This window comes from Vibrio sp. H11, assembly GCF_004804295.1.
Lineage (GTDB): Bacteria > Pseudomonadota > Gammaproteobacteria > Enterobacterales > Vibrionaceae > Vibrio > Vibrio ostreae.
The window spans coordinates 68,873-88,570 of sequence record NZ_SSHN01000013.1; the positions used below are offsets into that span (position 1 = coordinate 68,873).

At 52.7% G+C, this 19,698-nt stretch carries 23 protein-coding genes; 15 read left to right on the forward strand and 8 right to left on the reverse strand.

Annotated elements, in window-relative coordinates:
- Window positions 1-36: 36 nt before the first annotated feature.
- The gene (cyaY, locus tag E6C74_RS17370; protein ID WP_136487317.1) at window positions 37-351 is read right to left on the reverse strand and encodes an iron donor protein CyaY; all 315 of its coding nucleotides are present in this window, start codon (window positions 349-351) and stop codon (window positions 37-39) included.
- On the opposite strand from cyaY, the gene E6C74_RS17375 reads away from it, so the two are divergent.
- The 7 genes from E6C74_RS17375 to E6C74_RS17405 all read left to right on the forward strand — a co-directional run bounded on the left by E6C74_RS17375 (window position 331) and on the right by E6C74_RS17405 (window position 7,608).
- A complete protein-coding gene (locus E6C74_RS17375) occupies window positions 331-543 on the forward strand; it encodes a lipoprotein (protein WP_168797051.1) in 213 nt (70 codons plus the stop codon). The genes cyaY and E6C74_RS17375 overlap by 21 nt on opposite strands.
- A gap of 30 nt (window positions 544-573) precedes the next feature.
- Window positions 574-1,827 carry a diaminopimelate decarboxylase gene (lysA, locus tag E6C74_RS17380; protein WP_136487319.1) on the forward strand — a complete coding sequence of 418 codons (1,254 nt, stop codon included), beginning with the start codon at window positions 574-576 and terminating at the stop codon, window positions 1,825-1,827.
- A gap of 11 nt (window positions 1,828-1,838) precedes the next feature.
- The gene (dapF, locus tag E6C74_RS17385; RefSeq protein WP_136487320.1) at window positions 1,839-2,669 is read left to right on the forward strand and encodes a diaminopimelate epimerase; all 831 of its coding nucleotides are present in this window, start codon (window positions 1,839-1,841) and stop codon (window positions 2,667-2,669) included.
- A 12-nt stretch (window positions 2,670-2,681) separates the two neighbouring features.
- Window positions 2,682-3,386 carry a DUF484 family protein gene (locus tag E6C74_RS17390; RefSeq protein ID WP_136487321.1) on the forward strand — a complete coding sequence of 235 codons (705 nt, stop codon included), beginning with the start codon at window positions 2,682-2,684 and terminating at the stop codon, window positions 3,384-3,386.
- Window positions 3,358-4,287: a tyrosine recombinase XerC gene (xerC, locus tag E6C74_RS17395; protein ID WP_136487322.1), complete on the forward strand. Its 930-nt coding sequence runs from the start codon at window positions 3,358-3,360 to the stop codon at window positions 4,285-4,287. Before E6C74_RS17390 ends, xerC begins: the two co-directional genes overlap by 29 nt.
- Window positions 4,288-4,290: 3 nt before the next feature.
- A complete protein-coding gene (yigB, locus tag E6C74_RS17400; RefSeq protein ID WP_136487323.1) occupies window positions 4,291-5,010 on the forward strand; it encodes a 5-amino-6-(5-phospho-D-ribitylamino)uracil phosphatase YigB in 720 nt (239 codons plus the stop codon).
- Window positions 5,011-5,118: 108 nt separating this feature from the next.
- Window positions 5,119-7,608, forward strand: coding sequence for an EAL domain-containing protein (locus tag E6C74_RS17405; protein WP_136487324.1), 2,490 nt, complete (start codon window positions 5,119-5,121; stop codon window positions 7,606-7,608).
- A gap of 78 nt (window positions 7,609-7,686) precedes the next feature.
- Here E6C74_RS17405 and E6C74_RS17410 read toward each other — a convergent pair whose 3' ends face one another.
- Window positions 7,687-8,292, reverse strand: a complete 606-nt coding sequence (locus E6C74_RS17410) for a DTW domain-containing protein (RefSeq protein ID WP_136487325.1) — start codon at window positions 8,290-8,292, stop codon at window positions 7,687-7,689.
- On the reverse strand, window positions 8,289-9,818 hold the full coding sequence (locus tag E6C74_RS17415) for a hypothetical protein (RefSeq protein ID WP_136487326.1): 1,530 nt from the start codon (window positions 9,816-9,818) through the stop codon (window positions 8,289-8,291). Before E6C74_RS17415 ends, E6C74_RS17410 begins: the two co-directional genes overlap by 4 nt.
- A gap of 41 nt (window positions 9,819-9,859) precedes the next feature.
- On the opposite strand from E6C74_RS17415, the gene E6C74_RS17420 reads away from it, so the two are divergent.
- Window positions 9,860-10,324: an EVE domain-containing protein gene (locus tag E6C74_RS17420; protein ID WP_136487327.1), complete on the forward strand. Its 465-nt coding sequence runs from the start codon at window positions 9,860-9,862 to the stop codon at window positions 10,322-10,324.
- Window positions 10,325-10,448: 124 nt separating this feature from the next.
- Here E6C74_RS17420 and E6C74_RS17425 read toward each other — a convergent pair whose 3' ends face one another.
- Together E6C74_RS17425 and E6C74_RS17430 are read right to left on the reverse strand one after the other, a co-directional pair.
- Complete coding sequence (locus tag E6C74_RS17425) at window positions 10,449-11,276, reverse strand: Cof-type HAD-IIB family hydrolase (protein WP_136487328.1); 828 nt, start codon at window positions 11,274-11,276, stop codon at window positions 10,449-10,451.
- Window positions 11,277-11,414: 138 nt separating this feature from the next.
- Window positions 11,415-12,401 (reverse strand): alpha/beta fold hydrolase, encoded by a 987-nt coding sequence (locus E6C74_RS17430; RefSeq protein ID WP_136487329.1) that lies wholly within the window; start codon window positions 12,399-12,401, stop codon window positions 11,415-11,417.
- Between the two features lie 260 nt (window positions 12,402-12,661).
- Here E6C74_RS17430 and E6C74_RS17435 point away from each other — a divergent pair, with 260 nt between their 5' ends.
- Both E6C74_RS17435 and E6C74_RS17440 read left to right on the forward strand, forming a co-directional pair.
- Window positions 12,662-12,997 carry a metalloregulator ArsR/SmtB family transcription factor gene (locus E6C74_RS17435; protein ID WP_136487330.1) on the forward strand — a complete coding sequence of 112 codons (336 nt, stop codon included), beginning with the start codon at window positions 12,662-12,664 and terminating at the stop codon, window positions 12,995-12,997.
- A gap of 122 nt (window positions 12,998-13,119) precedes the next feature.
- Complete coding sequence (locus tag E6C74_RS17440; protein WP_136487331.1) at window positions 13,120-13,614, forward strand: dual specificity protein phosphatase family protein; 495 nt, start codon at window positions 13,120-13,122, stop codon at window positions 13,612-13,614.
- A gap of 238 nt (window positions 13,615-13,852) precedes the next feature.
- Here the strand turns inward: E6C74_RS17440 and E6C74_RS17445 are convergent, their stop codons facing one another.
- Entirely contained in the window at window positions 13,853-14,323 is a 471-nt protein-coding gene (locus E6C74_RS17445) for a Dps family protein (protein WP_136487332.1), read from the reverse strand.
- Window positions 14,324-14,548: 225 nt separating this feature from the next.
- On the opposite strand from E6C74_RS17445, the gene E6C74_RS17450 reads away from it, so the two are divergent.
- The 5 genes from E6C74_RS17450 (at window position 14,549) to E6C74_RS17475 (ending at window position 18,632) form a co-directional block, all read left to right on the forward strand.
- On the forward strand, window positions 14,549-15,562 hold the full coding sequence (locus E6C74_RS17450; protein ID WP_136487333.1) for an acyltransferase family protein: 1,014 nt from the start codon (window positions 14,549-14,551) through the stop codon (window positions 15,560-15,562).
- Between the two features lie 158 nt (window positions 15,563-15,720).
- On the forward strand, window positions 15,721-16,089 hold the full coding sequence (locus tag E6C74_RS17455; RefSeq protein ID WP_136487334.1) for a DUF4145 domain-containing protein: 369 nt from the start codon (window positions 15,721-15,723) through the stop codon (window positions 16,087-16,089).
- A gap of 1,017 nt (window positions 16,090-17,106) precedes the next feature.
- A complete protein-coding gene (locus tag E6C74_RS17465; protein WP_136487361.1) occupies window positions 17,107-17,646 on the forward strand; it encodes a lysoplasmalogenase in 540 nt (179 codons plus the stop codon).
- A gap of 69 nt (window positions 17,647-17,715) precedes the next feature.
- Window positions 17,716-17,952 carry a YecH family metal-binding protein gene (locus E6C74_RS17470; protein WP_136487335.1) on the forward strand — a complete coding sequence of 79 codons (237 nt, stop codon included), beginning with the start codon at window positions 17,716-17,718 and terminating at the stop codon, window positions 17,950-17,952.
- Between the two features lie 92 nt (window positions 17,953-18,044).
- On the forward strand, window positions 18,045-18,632 hold the full coding sequence (locus tag E6C74_RS17475) for a YhgN family NAAT transporter (RefSeq protein WP_136487336.1): 588 nt from the start codon (window positions 18,045-18,047) through the stop codon (window positions 18,630-18,632).
- Between the two features lie 30 nt (window positions 18,633-18,662).
- Here the strand turns inward: E6C74_RS17475 and E6C74_RS17480 are convergent, their stop codons facing one another.
- Both E6C74_RS17480 and rsmD read right to left on the reverse strand, forming a co-directional pair.
- Window positions 18,663-18,929 carry a DUF1145 domain-containing protein gene (locus E6C74_RS17480; protein WP_136487337.1) on the reverse strand — a complete coding sequence of 89 codons (267 nt, stop codon included), beginning with the start codon at window positions 18,927-18,929 and terminating at the stop codon, window positions 18,663-18,665.
- Window positions 18,926-19,525: a 16S rRNA (guanine(966)-N(2))-methyltransferase RsmD gene (rsmD, locus tag E6C74_RS17485; RefSeq protein ID WP_136487338.1), complete on the reverse strand. Its 600-nt coding sequence runs from the start codon at window positions 19,523-19,525 to the stop codon at window positions 18,926-18,928. The genes E6C74_RS17480 and rsmD overlap by 4 nt, the downstream gene beginning before the upstream one ends.
- Window positions 19,526-19,698 lie beyond the last annotated feature (173 nt).

Sequence of the window (19,698 nt, forward strand, 5' to 3'; positions counted from 1 at the left end):
GATAAAAAAAGAGCACCTCAGGTGCTCTTTTGCGTTTCATTCCCAGTCGATACTTTCGCCGGCGTGTTTTTCACACTCCTGTTTGACCATGGTGAAAAATTCGCTGCCGGTTTTTGAGCAGATCCACTGTTCATCGTGCCACTGAAAATGAAAACCACCGGATTTGGACGCCAGCCAGATTTCTTTCATCGGTTCCTGACGGTTGATAATGATTTGGCTGCGGTCTTCAAATTCCAGTGTCATCACGTTGCCACTGGTCTCGTAGTCGATGTCCGCGCCGGAATCATCAATGGCTTCTTCAATGATTTGCATTTGGCTGTCCACCAGTTGATGAAATTCAGTCTCGTTCATCCTGTCTATCCTATTGCTTTTCCTGATTGTGGTGCGATTATAGGGGGCATTGATTCAATAAGCACGATATGCAAAATGAAAAAGTCCATCACCGCACTGTTTTTGTTGTCCGTTATGACGCTGGCAGGCTGCGGTCAAACAGGCCCGCTGTACATGCCTGATGATGCTCAAAAGAGCGAACAAAGTCAGTAAATTCAAACAATTAGATTAAGGGAAAGTATTTTGGATTACTTCAATTATCAGGATGATGGCCAACTTTGGGCGGAAAACGTTTCGCTGTCTCAATTGGCTGAGAATTACGGTACACCTCTGTATGTGTATTCTCGCGCGACTCTGGAGCGTCACTGGCACGCCTTTGACAAGTCGGTCGGCGATCATCCCCATCTGGTATGCTACGCAGTGAAAGCCAACTCGAACCTTGGGGTGCTCAACACTCTGGCTCGTCTTGGCTCAGGGTTTGATATCGTATCCGGCGGTGAACTGGAGCGCGTAATCGCAGCAGGTGGCGATCCGGCCAAAGTGGTTTTTTCCGGCGTGGGTAAAACCGCGGCAGAAATGAAGCGAGCGCTGGAGCTTAACATTAAGTGCTTTAATGTTGAGTCGGAGCCGGAGCTGGTTCGTCTTAACGCGGTTGCCGGTGAACTGGGCGTGAAAGCGCCGGTGTCACTGCGTATTAACCCGGACGTGGATGCCAAAACTCACCCTTATATCTCTACCGGTCTGCGTGATAACAAATTTGGTATCACGTTTGATCGCGCTGCGGACGTGTACCGTCTGGCTCAGGGTATGGATAACATCAGCGTGCACGGCATTGATTGCCATATCGGTTCACAGCTGACTGAAATCGACCCGTTTATTGATGCGACGGATCGCCTGCTGGCGCTGATCGACAGCCTGAAAGCGGAAGGTATCCACATTAAACACCTGGATGTCGGTGGTGGCCTCGGGGTTGTGTATCGTAACGAACTGCCACCTCAGCCATCAGAATACGCTAAAGCTCTGCTGGCACGACTGCAAAATCATCAGGATCTGGAACTGATTTTTGAACCGGGCCGGGCGATTGCGGCCAACGCCGGTGTACTGCTGACCCGCGTGGAATTCCTTAAGCATACTGAGCACAAAAACTTCGCTATCATCGATGCAGCCATGAACGATCTGATGCGCCCGGCGCTGTACCAGGCGTGGCAGGATATCGTGCCGGTCGCACCGCGGGAAGGCTCTGCGCTGACCTATGACCTGGTGGGTCCTGTATGCGAAACCGGTGACTTCCTGGGTAAAGATCGTGCGCTGGTGCTTGAGCAGGGCGACCTGCTGGCAGTGCGTTCTGCCGGTGCGTATGGTTTTGTGATGTCGTCTAACTACAACACCCGTACGCGAGCGGCTGAGGTGATGGTGGATGGCGATAAAACCCATTTAGTGCGCCAGCGTGAAGAGCTGTCTAGTCTGTGGGCACTTGAGAGTCTTCTGCCGGAGTAAAGTGACGCATTATGCATTTCCATTTTTCTAAAATGCACGGTTTGGGTAATGACTTTATGGTCGTGGACTGCATTACCCAGAACGTCTTCTTCTCCCCTGATCTGATCCGCCGTCTGGCGGATCGTCATACCGGGGTGGGTTTTGACCAGCTGTTGGTGGTTGAAGCGCCTTATGATCCGGAAACGGATTTTCACTATCGAATTTTCAATGCCGATGGCAGCGAAGTCGAGCAGTGTGGTAACGGCGCGCGTTGTTTTGCCCGCTTTGTACGCATGAAGGGGCTGACCAATAAGTACAGCATCAGCGTCAGTACCAAGAAAGGCAAGATGGTGCTCAATGTCGAAGACGATGACCAGATCACCGTTAACATGGGAGTGCCGGAGTTCGAACCGAATAAGATTCCGTTCCGTGCTAAGCAGACCGAAAAGACCTACATTATGCGCGTTGGTGAGCAGACTCTGTTCTGTGGGGCGGTCAGCATGGGTAACCCGCATGTGGTGACCGTGGTCGATGATGTCAAAACCGCCAATGTGGAAACCCTGGGCCCGCTGCTGGAGTCGCATGAGCGTTTCCCTGAGCGGGTTAATGCCGGTTTTATGCAGGTCGTAAGCCGTAATGCGGTCAATCTGCGTGTCTATGAACGCGGTGCCGGGGAAACCCAGGCCTGTGGCAGCGGCGCTTGTGGCGCGGTTGCGGTCGGCATTGTTCAGGGCCTACTGGATGAAACCGTCACGGTCAGTTTACCGGGCGGCTCTCTGGTGATTAGCTGGAAAGGACCGGGTAAACCGCTGTTTATGACCGGCCCTGCAACCCATGTTTTTGACGGTCAGCTGTCTTGCTAACGAGGATTTGTTTTGTCACAACTGCAAGCCGATGCACTGACGGCTGAAGTCGTTGCTGAGTATCTGAAAGACCATCCCGATTTCTTCCAGCAGCGTCCTGATCTGGTTGATCAAATGGCCCTGCCGCATCAGCAGCTCGGGTCAGTGTCTCTGGTTCATGTTCAACTGGCGCGTCAGCGCCAGCGGATTGAAGAGCTGGAGGAGGAGATCACCACTCTGATGTCGCTGGCTGCGAATAATGATCGCACGTTTCATGAGTTTATGGACCTGCAGGAGCAGATTCTGCAATGTTCTCATCTGCATGCGGTATGCCGGGCGATAGAGACCAAAGCACAGCTGCTGGGGCTGAAAGCTTACGTCCGCCTGCTGGACCACCCTCATCCGCGCTATACTTGGTCTAAAGAGCAGTGGCAGCGTTTTTCTACCAACCATTTCAACGGCAAAAGCGCCTATCTGGGCCGCTTGCGTCAGGCTGATCGCCAGCTGCTGTTTGGTGAAGACACGTCCGCTCCCGAGATGGGGTCGTATGTCGTGTTGCCTTTGGTGCAGCGCAGTGCGCAGGGGGTACTGGCGTTTGCCAGCGAAGATGGCGGCCACTTCCAGCCTTGTATGGATACCTTGTTCCTGCGTCATCTGGCGCTGGTGCTGTCCCATCTGATCGAAATTTTACCCTGGCAGGTGAACGAGCATGACCGAATCAGTCACCCCACTGCCTGATAGTCTGATCAGGCCGCTGGAACGATTCTACGAATATTTGCGCAGCGAGAAAGGCCTCAGCCTGCACACGCAGCGCAATTATAAACAGCAACTTGGTGCCATGGCTGAGCATTTGTGCCAGTTGGGTGTCCGTCACTGGCAGCAGGTCGATGCCGGCTGGGTACGCCAGCTGGCCAGTAAAGGGATGCGTGATGGCATGAAAGCCAGCAGCCTGGCGACCCGCCTCTCTTCCCTGCGCAGTTTTTTCGACTTTCTCATCCTGCGTGGTGAGCTGAGTGCCAATCCGGCCAAAGGCGTATCGGCGCCGCGTAAGCAGCGTCCGCTGCCGAAAAATCTTGATGTCGATGAAATGGCGCAGCTGCTGGAAGTCGACGAAGATGACCCGTTGTCCATCCGTGACCGTGCGATGATGGAGCTGATGTACGGCGCCGGTTTGCGTCTGGCGGAACTGGTGGCGATTGATGTGCGCGATATCAGCCTGCGCAGCGGTGAAATCCGGGTGCTGGGTAAAGGCAACAAAGAGCGTAAAGTCCCGTTTGCCGGCCAGGCCAAAGAGTGGGTTGGCCGATGGCTTAAAGTACGCAGCGCGCTGCTCAAAGGTCCGGAACCGGCTCTGTTTATCTCCAAACTTGGGGGGCGGATTTCCCATCGCAGTGTGCAGAAACGTATGGCGGAGTGGGGGCAGAAACAATCGGTCGCCAGCCATATCAGCCCGCATAAACTGCGCCACTCGTTTGCCACTCATATGCTCGAATCGAGTAATAATCTGCGTGCCGTACAGGAGTTGCTCGGCCACGAAAATATTTCCACCACCCAGATCTATACCCACCTCGACTTTCAACATCTGGCTCAGGTATACGATCAGGCTCACCCACGCGCCCACAAAAAATCCAAGGAGTAACGGATGCTGATTTACCGCACACTGTCGCCGATTCAGGCAATGACCTTTGACCTCGATGATACGCTGTATGATAACCGTCCGGTTATCCGCCATCTGGAGCAGCAGGTGACCTTGTGGTTAGCGCGTGAACATCCGGTAACGGTGACGCGCAGTGCCGACTGGTGGCAGGCGGTGAAGCGTAAAGTGGTTGAACAGGATGCCTGGCTGAAAAATGACGTGTCATTATGGCGTTTGGTGCAGATCCGCACCGCATTGATGGAGCTGGGGTATCAGCGCCCAGCTGCGCAGCAGGCAGCCGAAGCCGCAATGGCTGAGGTGTTGCGGCTGCGCAATCTGGTGGATGTCCCGGCTGAAACTCACCAAGTGCTGAGCGAACTTGCCGCACGCATGCCGCTGGTGGCGATTACTAATGGTAACGTGGATGCGGAAAAAATCGGTTTGAGCGGCTATTTTAAACAAGTACTGCGTGCCGGTCCTGACGGATATGCTAAACCGCATGCGGATATGTTTAATCAGGCGCGGGAGTGTCTGGATTTACCGGCCAGAGCGATTTTGCACGTCGGTGACCATCCGGTGACGGATGTGCAGGGCGCGCGCCTCAATGGCTTTCAGGCCTGTTGGTATAACGATCAAGGTCTCAACCCGCGTGTAACGCCGAAAACAAAACTGTTACCGGATGTCGAAATCCATGCTTTGTCTCAACTAAAACAGTTAATTATCTGAATAAACATTGTTTTTTGTAAGTGTGATAATTAACTTATTTAGCAGTATCGATTATTGTTATGGGTTTGTGGGCTCACCTTTGTTCTCGTGATGAGTTAGTTGGATGATATGTTAACCGCGTCGCTTTTTATCCCTTTAGATCAGTCTCCGGATCAGAGGCTGGCTGATTTTTCATTCTCGGCGCAAGGTTCATTACTTATTCAGTTGTTTTCCTGCGAAAGCCCGAGCCAGGTTGAGTGCCTGGCACAACAGCTCAAGCGCAAGTTTCCTCAGGCCACCATTATTGGCTTCAGTAGTGGTCAGGTGATCGAACAGGGAGACATTCATCACCAGGGCACTTTGCTGCTGTTTACCGATTTCCATTCCACCCGCCTCAGCTGCGCCCTGACACGTTATTCCGATAATCCCTCCGGTGATACGCAAGTGCTGCTGGAACGCATCGCAATAGAAGCGGATACGTGCGCCATTTTGTGCTTCGCTGCTTATCTGGAAATGGGGCAGCGTTCCGAGCGGGTACGGGCATTTAATCATCTGGCTCCGGGCCTCACTGTTGCTGGTGGTGCGGCCAGTGAAACCGAACGCGGACGTTGGGTGTTACTCGATACCGAGACTTATCAGAACAGTATGGTGGCGGTGGCGCTGCACAGTTCGCAGCTGGAGCTGATCACGCAGGCTTACATCGAGTGGAACCCGATCGGGCGTCATTTCCGCGTCACCGAAGCGCAGGGGAATACTGTCTATCGTCTTAACGGCGAGCCAATCCAGGCAATCTACAACCGCTATCTCGGTGATGGTCAGTCAGTAGCGCTGGAAATGCTGCATAATTTTCCGTTGATTAAAGGCGATCTTGAGCAGCAGGATGTGTATGTGCCGCTCTATGAGCAGGACTCGGGTCTGGTGTTCAGTAAGCCGCTCGCGGTCGGGGATGAAGTACGGTTTAGTTTCGATCACCCGTCGATGACGCTGGAGCAGGTTTATCTCGGCGCGCAGCAGTTACGCAGTTTCCAGCCACAGCAAATCTGGGTTTACAACTGTATCTCACGGCTCGATTTTATCGAGGATAATCAGGAACTGTTACCACTGCAGGCGGTGGCTGAGACCCATGGCAGCTACTGCATGGGTGAGCTGTGGCATGATGGTCAGTTGCTGCGTTCGATGAGTCACAGTCTGACTTACATCGCGCTGCGGGAAGGAGCTAAGCCTGCCGCCGAGCCTGAACCATTTAGCTTCGGCCATCATGACGTGATTGCACCGTTGTTCAGTCTGATCCGTAATTCGCTCAGTGATTTGGATGAGGTTAACCACAACTTATCGCAAAAAATCCAGCGTCAGGCGACGATGATGACCGCCAGCTACCGGATGGATCCGCGTACCGGTTTGCCGAACCGGGTGGTCCTGCGTGAGAAATTACTGCGTATGAGCGACGGCGATCATCTGCTGGTGCTCAAACTGACCAACTTTAATCAAATCAACGAGAAGTATGGTTACCGGGTTGGTGACAAACTGCTGCAGGATCTGAGCAGTCACTTTCAGCATTATTTGCAGCAGCATCTGCCGGGGCGCAGCGAGCTGTTTGCGATCGGGGTCGGCGAGTGGGCCACGATATTCGCCAGTGCCGCCGATGCCGACTTTATTCATCTGACTTTTTCAAAGTTTGTTGATCAGCTTGAGCATGTCAACTTCGAACCGTTCGGCCTGCCGGAAGTGGATTATGTTTCCGTATCCCTGTGTGCTGGCCTGGTCAGCCGGCGCGATTTTGCTGACAAAACCGCTGATGATCTGCTATTGCGCGCGATAGAAGCTCGCCGCGATGCATATAAGCACAATCGCCATTTCTGTAATGCCAACCGCCTGCGGGCACAGGATGAAGTCCGCCAGGAACGGCTGGGATGGCTGTCCTGTGTCAGCCGCGCAGTGTTGAATGACAATGTGCTGGTGTATGCGCAGCCACTCTACCATGCTCACAGTCATCAGCTGGCTTCTTATGAGTGTCTGGTGCGGATTGAAGATGAAGGTGAAGTGATTTTACCGGGGCGCTTTTTACCGATTATCGAGGGTACCCACCTCTATAACCGTCTCAGCCGGCAGATGATTAGTCGTACTTTTGAGCTGATGCGTCATCGCAGTGAAGGATTTTCGATCAACCTGTCTCCGCAGGACTTCATGAGTGAACGCACCCTTATCCATCTGGAAGAGGCGATCAAATCGCTGCCCAATCCACAGCGGGTCGGACTGGAAGTGCTGGAAACCGAACAGATTACCGACTACGGTCATATGATTGATGTCTGTAATCAGTTCCGTGCCCTGGGCGCCAGTATCATTGTTGATGATTTCGGTTCCGGTTATTCCAATATCGATGAAATCGTTAAGCTTGAGCCGCAGGTGATTAAGCTCGACGGTAGCCTGATCCGCAACATTGACCAGGATGTGAAACAGCGCCGTATCGCCCAGCAGCTGGTTAAGTTGTGCCAGGTGCTGAATGCCAAAACTGTGGCTGAGTTTGTTCACAACCAGGACGTGTGTCGTATCAGTGAAGAGATGGGCGTCGACTTTCTGCAGGGCTTCTATCTGGGAGCGCCCGAGCGGCTGAAGAAATAGGTGCCTGAGCGGTACTGTCTGCTGACCTGGGCGCAAGAGCGGCAAGAGAAGCCGCTCATCCTGCGATGCAACCCTGGATTAATTCCCGCCGCCTGACCAGCGGTGGCCGCTTTTGTCGGCCTGAAACACCTGCATAAACTCAGTGAAAAAGCGCATCAGCTGAGCGGCATTGTCCGCTTCATCCAGCAGCTGCAGCAACTCACAGCCCACTTCCAGTGTACACAGATGTCCGTCACTTTGATTGCGACGCAGCTGATAAGCCGACTGCTGCTGCGGCATCAGCTGCATGCGCGGCAGAGTGTCCAGCCACGGACTTTTCCGCACCATTTTTTTCGCTTCCTGCCAGGTGCCGTCCAGCACAATAAAGTGGGGCTGCTGTGCGGCGCGGCGCGCCTGATGCAATACCTGCTGCGGGCTCAGACTCTGTTCATCCGGGTAAACCAGCACTGAATACAGGTTCGGATCAGCGATTCTTTGCTGCAGGCCGGACGAAGGTTCGACCCGGCTCCAGCCAAAGTCCTGGCAGCCGGGGACGGCCGCTCGTAACCAACGTCCGGTATTGGTATCACGCTGGTACTCACTCTCGTGCATCAGCAGTGATAAATGCAACTGGCTGCGCAGTTGCGGAATGCGATCGCAGAGACATTGATGCCGCAGTCCGCAGTTGGTGCAGGCACCGCTCACAACGCCACACCGGACTGATGTGGCGACAGACCGTCAGCAAACAGGGTGACACTGCTGCTGTCTTTGCTGTTGGCCGGCTGGGCGGCACTCGGGTTGAGCGGATAGCTGATGCCATTGTACTGCAGGCGGTGTACTGCGGCGTTAGCGCCGCCGCCGCGCACCGGCAGCAATAGATCTTGCCAGCCATGAGAACTGCTGTCGGCGACCTGGAACGGGGTATTGATCAGGGTAATACGGCTGTTAAAACGCCATTCCTGCTGTTGGTACTCAAATACCAGCAGGGTACAACCGCCGGAGCCGCACCAGTCCAGCTGAACCAGCAGTTCGGGCTTGGCATCACCGTTTAAGTCGTATTTCAGCCAGCGATAGTGACTGCCTTCGGTCGCGGTGTCATGCAGGGCGAAGTAGCGTCTTACGGCCTGGTCGACGTCCTCTTCAAAGCGGTCACTGGATACCAGTTGCGTAGTGTGGTCAATGACCTGCTTATCGGATCGCAGTGAAGCGTTATCTGCGGAGTACAGCACCAGGCCGCCATCGTTGATCGGATAAACCAGACTACCGACTTGTTCATGGGTGGCGGTGAGACGGTTCCCTTCGCGGGTGAAAATCCGTTGTGACAACAGATACTGCTGCTGGTGGCGGGTCATCACGACCTGGACCTGCTGGCCGCTCAGTTGCTGCCAGTAGCCGCTTTCAACCGTATCGGCACTGCCGTCAGAGTAGTGGTAGCGCGTGGTGGCGCTGTGGTCGCCATTGAGGTTGAGTGTCACACTGAATCCGTTACTGTGTGTCGCGCTGGCAAAATAGGTGCCGGTCCAGCCCAGTGTGGCATCCTGGTTGCCAAGGGTAGCGCAGCCACGGTACTCACCGCCGTTCAGTTCCAGTTCGGCCTGCCAGCTATACAGGGTATCGCTCATATTATCTGAACAGGTGCCCCGGGTCAGACTGAGCTCACCGCCGTCAAACTGGTAATGACGGACTTGTTCGCTGATATCACGCTCTTCAATCGTAAAGGTCTGTTTTTCTCCGCCGACAGGCTGGAAGGTTAGCCCCTGGCTGCTGAAACTCATCGACCAGAAAGGTTCCGTGCCGAAGGCGCGGGTCGGGGTGGAGACCAAATCGCAGCGATCCGGGTTTTCTGCACTGAGGCGGTTTATCTGCTGCACGACAAAGCGCGCGGTGTAATCGCCGTTGTAACCGGTCTGGCTGGGGGGCGCCAGGTAACCAATCATTTCCCCATACATGATCTGATACGGCGACTGATTGAGCGCCATGGCTTGCTGACTCATCTCCTCGGGTAGATCAAGCCACAGTTGCTGCTGGCTGCCGCACGGGGTGAAGGAGCGCACCTGATGACCGAGTACGACCTGGCCGCGCAGCACAAAACGCTGCGGATGAATAGAGTCGGGCCGGGTCAGGCTGGCCTGCGGTGCCGGCTTGTCAGCCGGTTGGCCGGAAGGTGTGCCGGCACAGGCTTGCAGCAGGGCGGCGGTCAGGATTGCGGCTGGGATTGTCAGCGCCTTCATGTTATATCTTCCTTGTGACAGAACATTAAACGGATTTCATTATGGCATACTGGCTATTCAAAACAGAACCAGACACGTTTTCTATTGACACTCTGCGGACACAAAAGGTTTCCTGCTGGGACGGTGTGCGCAATTACCAGGCACGGAATATGTTGCGTGATGAGGTTAAAATCGGTGATTTGGTGCTGATTTATCATTCATCGTGCAAGAATGTCGGCGTGGTCGGGATAGCCAGAGTGGTGCGTGAAGCGTATCCGGACCATTTTGCATTTGACCCGGAGAGTGACGGTTTTGACCCCAAATCTTCACCAGATAACCCGCGCTGGGTGATGGTGGATATTGAGTTTGTGCGTAAAACCGAGCGCCTTATCTCACTGGCCGTGCTTAAGGCGATGCCTGAACTGAGCGAATTACCGCTGGTTAAGCGTGGTAATCGCTTATCGGTGATGCCGGTCAGTGAGTCTGAGTGGCAGGCGATTTTAACCAAAGAGGCCTGGCCCAAATAGACATTTCCCCCCCAGGAATGACCCGGTTAAGCGACGCCGTTAAAGCAAAACAGGCAGCCCGGGCTGCCTGTTGATGTGGAATAACTGGTCGCGGGTCATACCGCCTTGGGTTCAGCGGCCGTGGTTACAGCAGATGCTGCTGCAGGTAGTGCGCCACGGCATCATCGGCATGGCTGCCAATCACTTCATTGTCAGGCAGAGCGCGGAAGACTTTTTCATGCGCCGTACCCATCACCAGACCTTTGCCTGCCATGGCCAGCATTTCGGCATCATTCATACCGTCGCCGAATGCGATGCAGTGGTCCAGGGTCAGCCCCAGAGATTCAGCCACTGCCTGCAGTGCATGGCCCTTAGACACACCGGCAGACATCACTTCCAGACACCAAGGCGTTGAAAAAGCTACATTGAGCTCATCACCAAATTGCTGATTGATGAGTGTTTCGAATCGAGTCAGCAGTTCATGATCGCGTTCTTCATGGGTGAAGAAGATTTTGGCAATGCCGTCGGTCGGTGCGTTATCGGCATCAAACTGTTGCGACGCAAAGCCCGATTCTTCGTGGAACTGACGCAGCAGTTCATTCTCACGACTCAGCAGCCAGTCATCGTTGCGGTACAGGTGGATATACAGTCCCGGCTCGTTTTTCACCAGGTTGATGATCGCCTGCACCCGCTGCGGCGGGACATTCTTGCTGTACATTTCACGGTTGTCCTGGTCGTGAACCCGGGCACCGTTCGAAGTAATCATGTAGGCCGGGATACCGGCGATCTCGCGGATTCCAGCGACATCAATGTGGTGACGACCAGTGGCAAAAATGAACGTGTAGCCTTGCTGATGAAGCTGTTGCAGGGTCTGCTTGGCAAACGGGCTCAGCTGGTGGTTCGGTGCCAGCAGCGTGCCATCCAGATCGGAAGCGACGATGCGAAACGGGGATGGATTACGTTCAGTAGTCATATAACTCTCTTGATCACAGTGGAAACAGGTCGAAGACGGTGCGCGCTTCTGGTCATCCAGTTTACGCGATGCGAAAGAGGAAAAAGAGGGTAAAACTAAGCGGACAAAATTTCCTCTATTTGTCCGCTCCTGTCGCTGCTAACCAGCGTGTGTCTGTTCGGCTTTGGCGAAATGAGCCAGCATGGCATCGAGAGCCTGATTGCGATACGGGTCTCGTTCAAACAGCACTTCATGCCGGGCTCCGGCGATGACCTCAATGCTGCTGGCCGGATTGGTGCGCGCCAGTTTGGTGATAAAACGGACCTGGGCTGCATTGCTGACAATCGTGTCTGCTTCGGCTTGCAGTACTAAGGTCGGGATGCGGATCTGCCGCGTCAGCTGGATACACTGTTTGGCGGCCATCAGACCCTGCCATACCCAGCGTGTGCTCGGGCCGCCCAGCTTAAGTTCGGGTTTTTGTTCGTACAGCTCGCGAAACCAGCGATAGCGTACCTCACTTTGGGTCAGCGGGTTGATTTCAAAAGGTTTCGCATAGTAGGCGCTGTAGCCCGGCGCATAAGTCGGCTTACGGTAGAGAGCGGTCATGAACTGGGTCAGCGGCATGGCGACCGGGCGCAGTTGCCACGGCATGCTGACACCAAACATCGGAGCACTCAGTGCCATGGCACTGAAATCATGATGGGGATGCGTCTGGACGTAGCGGGTAACCACGGCGCCCCCCATTGAATGCCCCAACAGAAAACGCTGCTGGTAACGGCGCAGATCCCACATGGCCACTAATCCGGACAAATCCTGCACATAGTCATCAAACTCGCCGACAAAGCCCATTTCCCGCTCTTCAATCAGGCGGTCCGACAGCCCCTGGCCACGATGGTCATAGGCATAAATGTCGTAACCCAGCTGAAACAGATCATAAAACAGCTCCTGATACTTCCAGGCTGACTCGATACGCCCATTTACGACGACAATCACTTTATCGTGTGCGGGATCGGTCAGTGAACACCAGAAGAGTCGGGTGTTATCAAACGAGCGGTAGTAACCTTCATTGCGTGTTTGCCATAAATCAGCGACAGGGTGGTGGATTGCATACTCAAAGTTTGACTCTTGCGTATAGGTTGAGGCCATAACACTTGCTCAGTTACATCTTCTGGTTGGTGGGCGGAAACAGGTTTTACTGCGGTTAGAATAAGCGAGTTGCGAGGAAATGCAATGGCTATACAATCCGGGGTGGAGCAGAGAGCGTAGGCCCGTTGATCGCGGCACGCCAGTCATGCCCTCCACCGTTCCGATTAAATGAATTTTTTGTGATGAGCAGGTGACGCGCATTGACGCGTGTTTTTTTATACTTAGGATATGCGGATATTCGCATGTATTTGAGGTGAGTGATGCTACCGCACCAATTTTTTAAACTGCTGGCCGATGAGACCCGTCTGCGCTGCCTGTTGCTGATCGCACGTGAGCGGCGCTTGTGCGTCTGTGAACTGACTTATGCGCTGCAGGAAAGTCAGCCTAAAATTTCCCGCCACCTGGCTCAGTTGCGGCAAAGTGGGGTTCTGCTGGATGAACGTCAGGGACAATGGGTGTTTTACCGTTTGTCACCGGCGCTGCCAGCCTGGTTGCAGACAGTGATTGACGGTTTGCAGCAGGCCGACAATCTGCAGCAGCAATATGTACGAGACAGTGAACGGCTGCAGGATATGGCGGAGCGTCCTTGCTGTTAATCAGTTTAGAATAATAAGTCGTTGGTAAGGTTAGGGAGAACAATAATGAACCAGACAGGGAAAAAGCCCCCGCTCGCACAGTCGGGATATGGCGTGTTGGCGCCGTTTGCGGAGGGGCGAGTATGACCCATCCAATCTGGGAGCTGGCGGTGGAAAAGGCGGCGTTGGTGCTGATGCCGTGCCCGGGCACCCGGCAGGTCACCTTATTAGATAGCCTGAAACAGCTTAAACAAAGTGGTGTGACCGTGATCGTCAGTGCGATAACCCGTGAAGAAATGACCGCAAAACAGGTCGAATCGCTGGGTCAGACCGCGCAGGGTTTAGGGCTGGGCTGGATCCATTTGCCGATTGAAGACAACAGTGTGCCCAGCGCGTTGTTTACTGAACATTGGCCGACGGTGAGCGTGCAGCTGCGTGCTGCACTCAAACGAGGCAATAAAGTGGCGTTGCACTGTATGGGAGGCTCCGGCCGCACCGGACTGCTGGCGGCGCATGTCTTACTCGATTGTGGTTGGCCGCTGACACAGTGTATCAGTGACATTCAGGCGCTACGCCCCGCTGCCTTTTCAAGTGCACAGCAGCGAGCGTACATTGAGCAGGTGGCGACAAGTCGTTAATCGGGTTTTAGGGTTACCATGATCCAAAAGCTAGTCAGGCAGTACCAAGGTAAAGGGACTGCCTGACTTTCGGGCGGCAAACATAGGTTCTGGCGGCAAACATAGGTTGTTCAGGCCATATCAGGCGACTGGCCACCCGTCTTTGGGTGTCTTGGGCTTGAGCAGGGTGGCCAGCCTTAATCGTCACCTCACTGCCTGCCTGAGGCGGTGAGTGGTGCCGGTGCGTTATCGGACGTGATTACTGTAGCCAGGCGTTAAGCATCCAGAGTAGTTTTTCCTGCTCGCGGATATAGTCACTCATCAGCGCCGCTGTCCCTTCGTCTTCGTTTTCCGCCGCCAGCGCTAACACATGGCGTTGCTGGCTGATAAGGCTGGAAAAGCCTGCGACCAGACCCGTCATCGTGCTGACACCATCTGTCGCATTAGTGTGTTCGCGAATATCACTCGCGGCCAGGTAGTCGCTGAAACTGTGCATCGGCTGTGAGCCGAGGGTCAGTACCCGTTCTGCCAGTTCATCGATCTTGACCTGCAGGTCGCTGTAAATCTCTTCAAATTTAGCGTGCAGTTCAAAGAACTCTTTACCCTTGATATTCCAGTGATAACCGCGGGTATTCATGTAGAACACCTGGTAGTTGGCCAGCAGGTGATTGAGCGCCTGCGCCAGTTGCTGACTTTGGGTGTTATTCAGGCCAATAAGAGTCGTCGTCATAACGCTTACCTCGTCTGGTTAAATGCATGGGATGTCTGTGACACCGTTGGAAAAAGAGTACCGCTCTGGTGGCGAAAAGAACAACCGGTTGTGTGCATCGTTGCAATAGGTACAGGCTATTGACTGAGTGCTCTTTTCATCACTTAACCGAGAAACAACACCAGGCTTACAATTGGCGGGTCATTCGTTTTATAGTGGTGGCTTAATTTATGAAGAGCATTGCGTATGACCAAACGAGTGATTTTTTTCGATTTATTGCGCTGCGTGGCCGCAGCGGCGGTAATCGCGATTCATGTTCTGGCGCCTTATCGCTTTGAACTGGGTGAGATTCCGTTTTCACAGTGGGCGACGGCGATCAGTGTTAACGGCATGACCCGTTGGGCTGTTCCGGTGTTTATTTTGATCTCCGGTGCCTTGTTGCTGAGTGATGCCCGACCTTTTGAGCTTAGTTACTATGTACGGCGTCGTTTAGGAAAAGTGCTGGTTCCGTTTTTGATCTGGTCGCTGTTCTATGCCTGGTTATCGGGCTGGAGTGCGACCGGTTTTGATGGCAGTACGGCCTGGGAGGTGTTGCAACACAGCCCGCAGCATGAAACCTACTACCATTTGGGCTTCTTCTATTATTTCATCCCGCTGTATCTGCTGATTCCATTGTTACAGTGGCTGGTGAAACGCGTTGATGATGTGGCCATTTATGCGCTGGTCGCGGTGTGGATGTTTACCTCAGTGCTGTTCCTGTATGGTTTCGATGGTGCATGGAGTAATCAGTACTGGTTATACAGTGGCTATCTGCCACTCGGTTACCTGCTGTATAAAAAGCTGCCGATCAATCGCTATGTCGTGCTGGGGGCTGTGGTGCTCGGTGTTGCGGCATTGTATATGACGGTGTCGACCGTGATTTCTGAAAGCCTGCACTATCAGGCTTATACGATTTGGCGTTGGTTCTCGTATAAAACCCTCAATACCATACTCGCGGCCAGCATGATCTTTATTCTGTGCCGGGCTTATGCTGACCGGCTCTCCGCCGGAGCACAGCGCGTGGTGGGCTTTATCAGCCAGCACAGCCTGGGGATCTATCTGCTCCATCCGCTGTTTTTGTGGCCAATGAAGGCATTTGGTTGGCATCAGGGGCATCCGGGTTGGGTGATCCCGCTGTGGGTAGTGGTTGCCGGGGCTGCATCTCTAGCACTGAGCTGGTTGTTATCACGCAGTGCCAAGACCCGTTGGTTACTGCCCTGAATGGTGGAATGTGACGACATTTTACGCCTGGCGTCACATTTCCTTATCAGGAATGCAGATGAAGCTGGAAGTGCGGGTAAGCCCGCCTTATCTATAACTTAACGGGATTGTCAGCCGCAGCACGTCCTGCCGCTATCGATGGAGTAAGGGAGTTACTGATGTCCGATGTTGAACAGGTTGTAGTACGTACGCGTAAACTTGAGGAGCTGTTGCGTCAGCAATACCATGCTCATGGTGATGGGTTACATCAGTTGATCAGCAGTTGTGAAGAACGTTTGCCGCACGACGTGATTGTCAAATTACGTTATGTTGCCACGGTGGAGGACAAAGCCGATGGCGAGGCTGGGTTTCAGTTGCAAGATCGCAAAGCATTTCTTGCGGTATGTCGCGAGTGTGAAAAAGAACTGACTCCGCGCAGCGGGCGTTTTATCTGGCGCGTGGCATTGATGCTGATGATGCTGATGACTCTGGCCGCGTTGGTGGTGTATTACATCCACTGGGAGGAGCTGTCACAGCATTTGCGCTGAACGCTTATCCGCTATATTGCTTTTTGCAATCAAACGGCTTGTTTTTACAATGAAAAAAGGACGCTTGCGCGTCCTTTTTTGTTTCTGTTCAGATGATCAGTACATCATCGGCAGTGTCATCAAACCAATGATTACTGCGATCATTACTAATCCCTGTTTTTGAGATGAAGAAATCATAACACTGCTCCTTTCGCCGTTGTCTCATCTTGTGTAATCAGAATAACACTAGTTTGTCGGCTTGATCAATACCATTTGTATAAACATCTTAAAATTACCAATCTTGTTCGCAAATACTGCCCATAAATGGTGAGTTTTATGTGTTGTTTTGGTGCGTTCATCAATTAATCGATGTGGGTGTTGGTTGTGCAAGTTTTTATTTAAATATATGTTTTTATTGGTTTTAATATTTCATTGATATGGGTGTTAATATGACTTTGTCATGTTTTTGCTGGTTAGGGGTGTGGTGCTTGTAAAATTTTAGCTAATTATCATTTTATAAGAATAATATTTTATCTGATGAGAGTTAATCTCATTTGATTCTGGTTTGTCCAGTGATTTGTTGTCATCAAGTTGGTGAACTGATAAAAAAGTTAGTCTGGTTTGGTGTAACAGCTTTTAATCTTGTTTTTTAATATAACTCATTGTTTTTTATTTTAATGTTTGTTTATTTTTTCTTTATATCTATGAGTATTTGGCTGTTATTGGTTTTATTTCGAGGTTTAAAACAATGTTTTTATTATCTGGAGGTGGCTGGCTCGGTTTTCTCGCGCTTGTTGAACGATAACTAGACAGCTCCCCGTGAGTGGTTGCGTAACCCTGCTGGCAGCGTGATGTGAATCGCTATCAAGATCGAACTTTTGTGGTTCGCTTCTGGACATCAACTCTGACATGCCTACACTTGGCGGCAGAATGAAAATCAGGTCTGGCATGCAGCGTCAGGAGGCTGGGTGTTAACGGGGGGTTATTCGTATTTCTGCATTGGAAAACAACAAATTAAAGCATGCTTTACTGCTGAGAATGCTAAGTCTGACCTTGCTGTTATTGATTACTCTCGAGCAGTATTCAGGGTTGAATACGCCTCTGGCCTGGGTCGTGACCGGTTTGGCTGCGGCTGTGGCGGCCGATGGTTTGCGTCTGATGGCAGCGAAACCACGAGCCAGCTTTATTGCTTTTCTTCTCGCTCAGCTGTGCTACAGCGCAGCTTTCTGGGTGCAGAATAGCGCAGCAATGGTGTGGTGGCTGCCTGCGTTGCTGATCGCGGCAGCGATTGTCGGATTCTTTCTTGTTCTGCCGCAACTGGAGCGACGAATTGTGCCGGTCAGTCTGATGGGGCTGACGTTACTGCAGCTGATCTGGGCGGGCGGACAAATCTGGCTGACTACACATACTTTAGCCTCCCTGGTCGGGGTGTTAGCCAGTCTGACCATGGCGGCTTCTGCCGTGCTACTGGCCATTAATACCTATCGCCGGATGTTGCCCGGCGGCCAGCCTCTGGTTTCGCTGACCTGCCTGCTGTCCCAGGCGCTGATTGTCGTCTCTGTGCTGCTGTTGCCCTGAGCCAAATCAAAGTACTCTCTCGCCGGGCGAGTTAAAGTTAAGGCTTTACTGATGACGATGAGAGACACCATGAGTACAGAGATTCACGCCCATAAAGTGCTGGAGTTAATCAAACAGCAGCCAATGACCGAACCGGAATTGCGTGCCGCGGCGTTACGCGCATTTGGCGCCCAGGCTCAGTTTCGAACCTGTAAACGCAGTGGTTTTGATCTCGACAGCTTACTGTTCTTTTTTCAGCAGCAGCAAAAAGTGTTGGTGACCGATGGAGTGTGGTATTTCAACCCGGCGCGTATTTGTCAGCATTAATCCTGGTTCGGGATTAGATTGACCCCGATATGCATCGAAATCGATAAGCGGCGCTGATATACTGCGCAAAATTTTCGATTGATTGAGGTGTTATGGAAATTCTATCGGCTGCAACCATGCTGTTTTTGATCATGGATCCGCTGGGCAATTTACCCGTTGTTTTGTCTATTCTTAAACACCTCGAACCCAAACGCCGCCGCATTGTATTGATTCGTGAATTGCTGTTTGCGTTGGTGATTCTGATGCTGTTCCTGTTTGCCGGCAAATCCATCCTCACTTTTCTGCATGTCGAACCGGAAACGCTGAGTATTTCCGGTGGCGTGATCCTGTTTATCATTGCGATAAAAATGATTTTTCCCAGCGCGGGCAGTATTACCGGCCTGGCTGCCGGGGAAGAGCCGTTCATTGTTCCTATGGCAATCCCTATGATTGCTGGTCCGTCGGTGATTGCGGCGCTGCTGCTGCTGTCGACTCAGTATCCGCATCAGTTGATGGAGCTGTCTGCCGCGGTGCTGATTGCCTGGTCCGGGACGTTTCTGGTCCTGATGTTCTACGGATTCTTCCACCGGGTATTGGGCGAGCGCGGCCTCAAAGCGGTGGAACGCCTGATGGGGTTACTGCTGGTGATGGTGTCGACTCAGATGTTCCTCAACGGCATCAAAAGCTACATGGAAATGTAAGCATAAAAAAACCGCCTGACGGCGGTTTTTTTACATCATGTGTTTGCGGCGAATATCGAGCAGGGCGAAAATGCCAAACACCAGGATTGACCATTTTTCTCCGCGGCTCATGTTGATCTTGTCGCCGAAGGCTCCGATAAAGATCAGCGCTTGCAGGCCATGCATCATCAGCAGGAAAGCCGTCATGATGTACAGGGCAATGGCAGCTTTGCCCGGAAACGGCATCACGATGTTGATCAGCAGAATCAGCCAGACAAAGCCGATGGCCATTTTGGCCAGCGTCAGTAAGATTTTCATGCATTCGTCCTTTCAAACAGGCGGTAGCAGACCTGGCCGGCGGTTTTTTCCCGGTACAGTTCCCAGTTGGGCGGCAGATCCGCCATCGCTAACTCTTTTTCACACTCAATATAAATCATCGCGTTGTCGGCAAGCCATCCATTTTGCTCCAGTAATGCCACGCTTTCTTGTAACAAACCTTGACGGAACGGCGGATCGATAAACACCACATCATAGGCCCGGCCGCTCTGACGCAAAAAGGCCAGTGAGTCGGTGTGAATCGCTTCAATGTTGGTCGCTTTCAGGCTGGCGATGTTGGTTTTGAGCTGGCTAAACGCCTGGCTATTCATCTCCAGCATGGTGACTTTGTCGGCCTGACGTGAGGCAGATTCAAACCCCAGTCCGCCCGAACCGGCAAACAGGTCGAGACATTTGGCATGAGGGATGTCCTGAGCCAGCCAGTTAAACAGGGTTTCTTTGACCCTGTCTGTGGTCGGGCGCAGGCCTTCTGCGTCATGGACCGGAAGTTTTCTCCCGCGCCACAGGCCGCTGATGATTCGCACTTGACCACTTGGGGCCTGTTTTTGTGATGGGTTTTGCTGACGACGTCTTGGCATAGATTTTTTGACCGCGAATTAAGTGTTACTATAGCCAGTCTGTATGCGTTTTTACTGGCATCACAGAGGATTGGCTCTCAGAATCAGGGCAAAGTGTAGCAAGCAAGCGTAAAAGTTTTCACTGCTTTGTCACTTTTCTTTGCCGAAAAGAGCAAATTAGTAGTCTCAGCTCA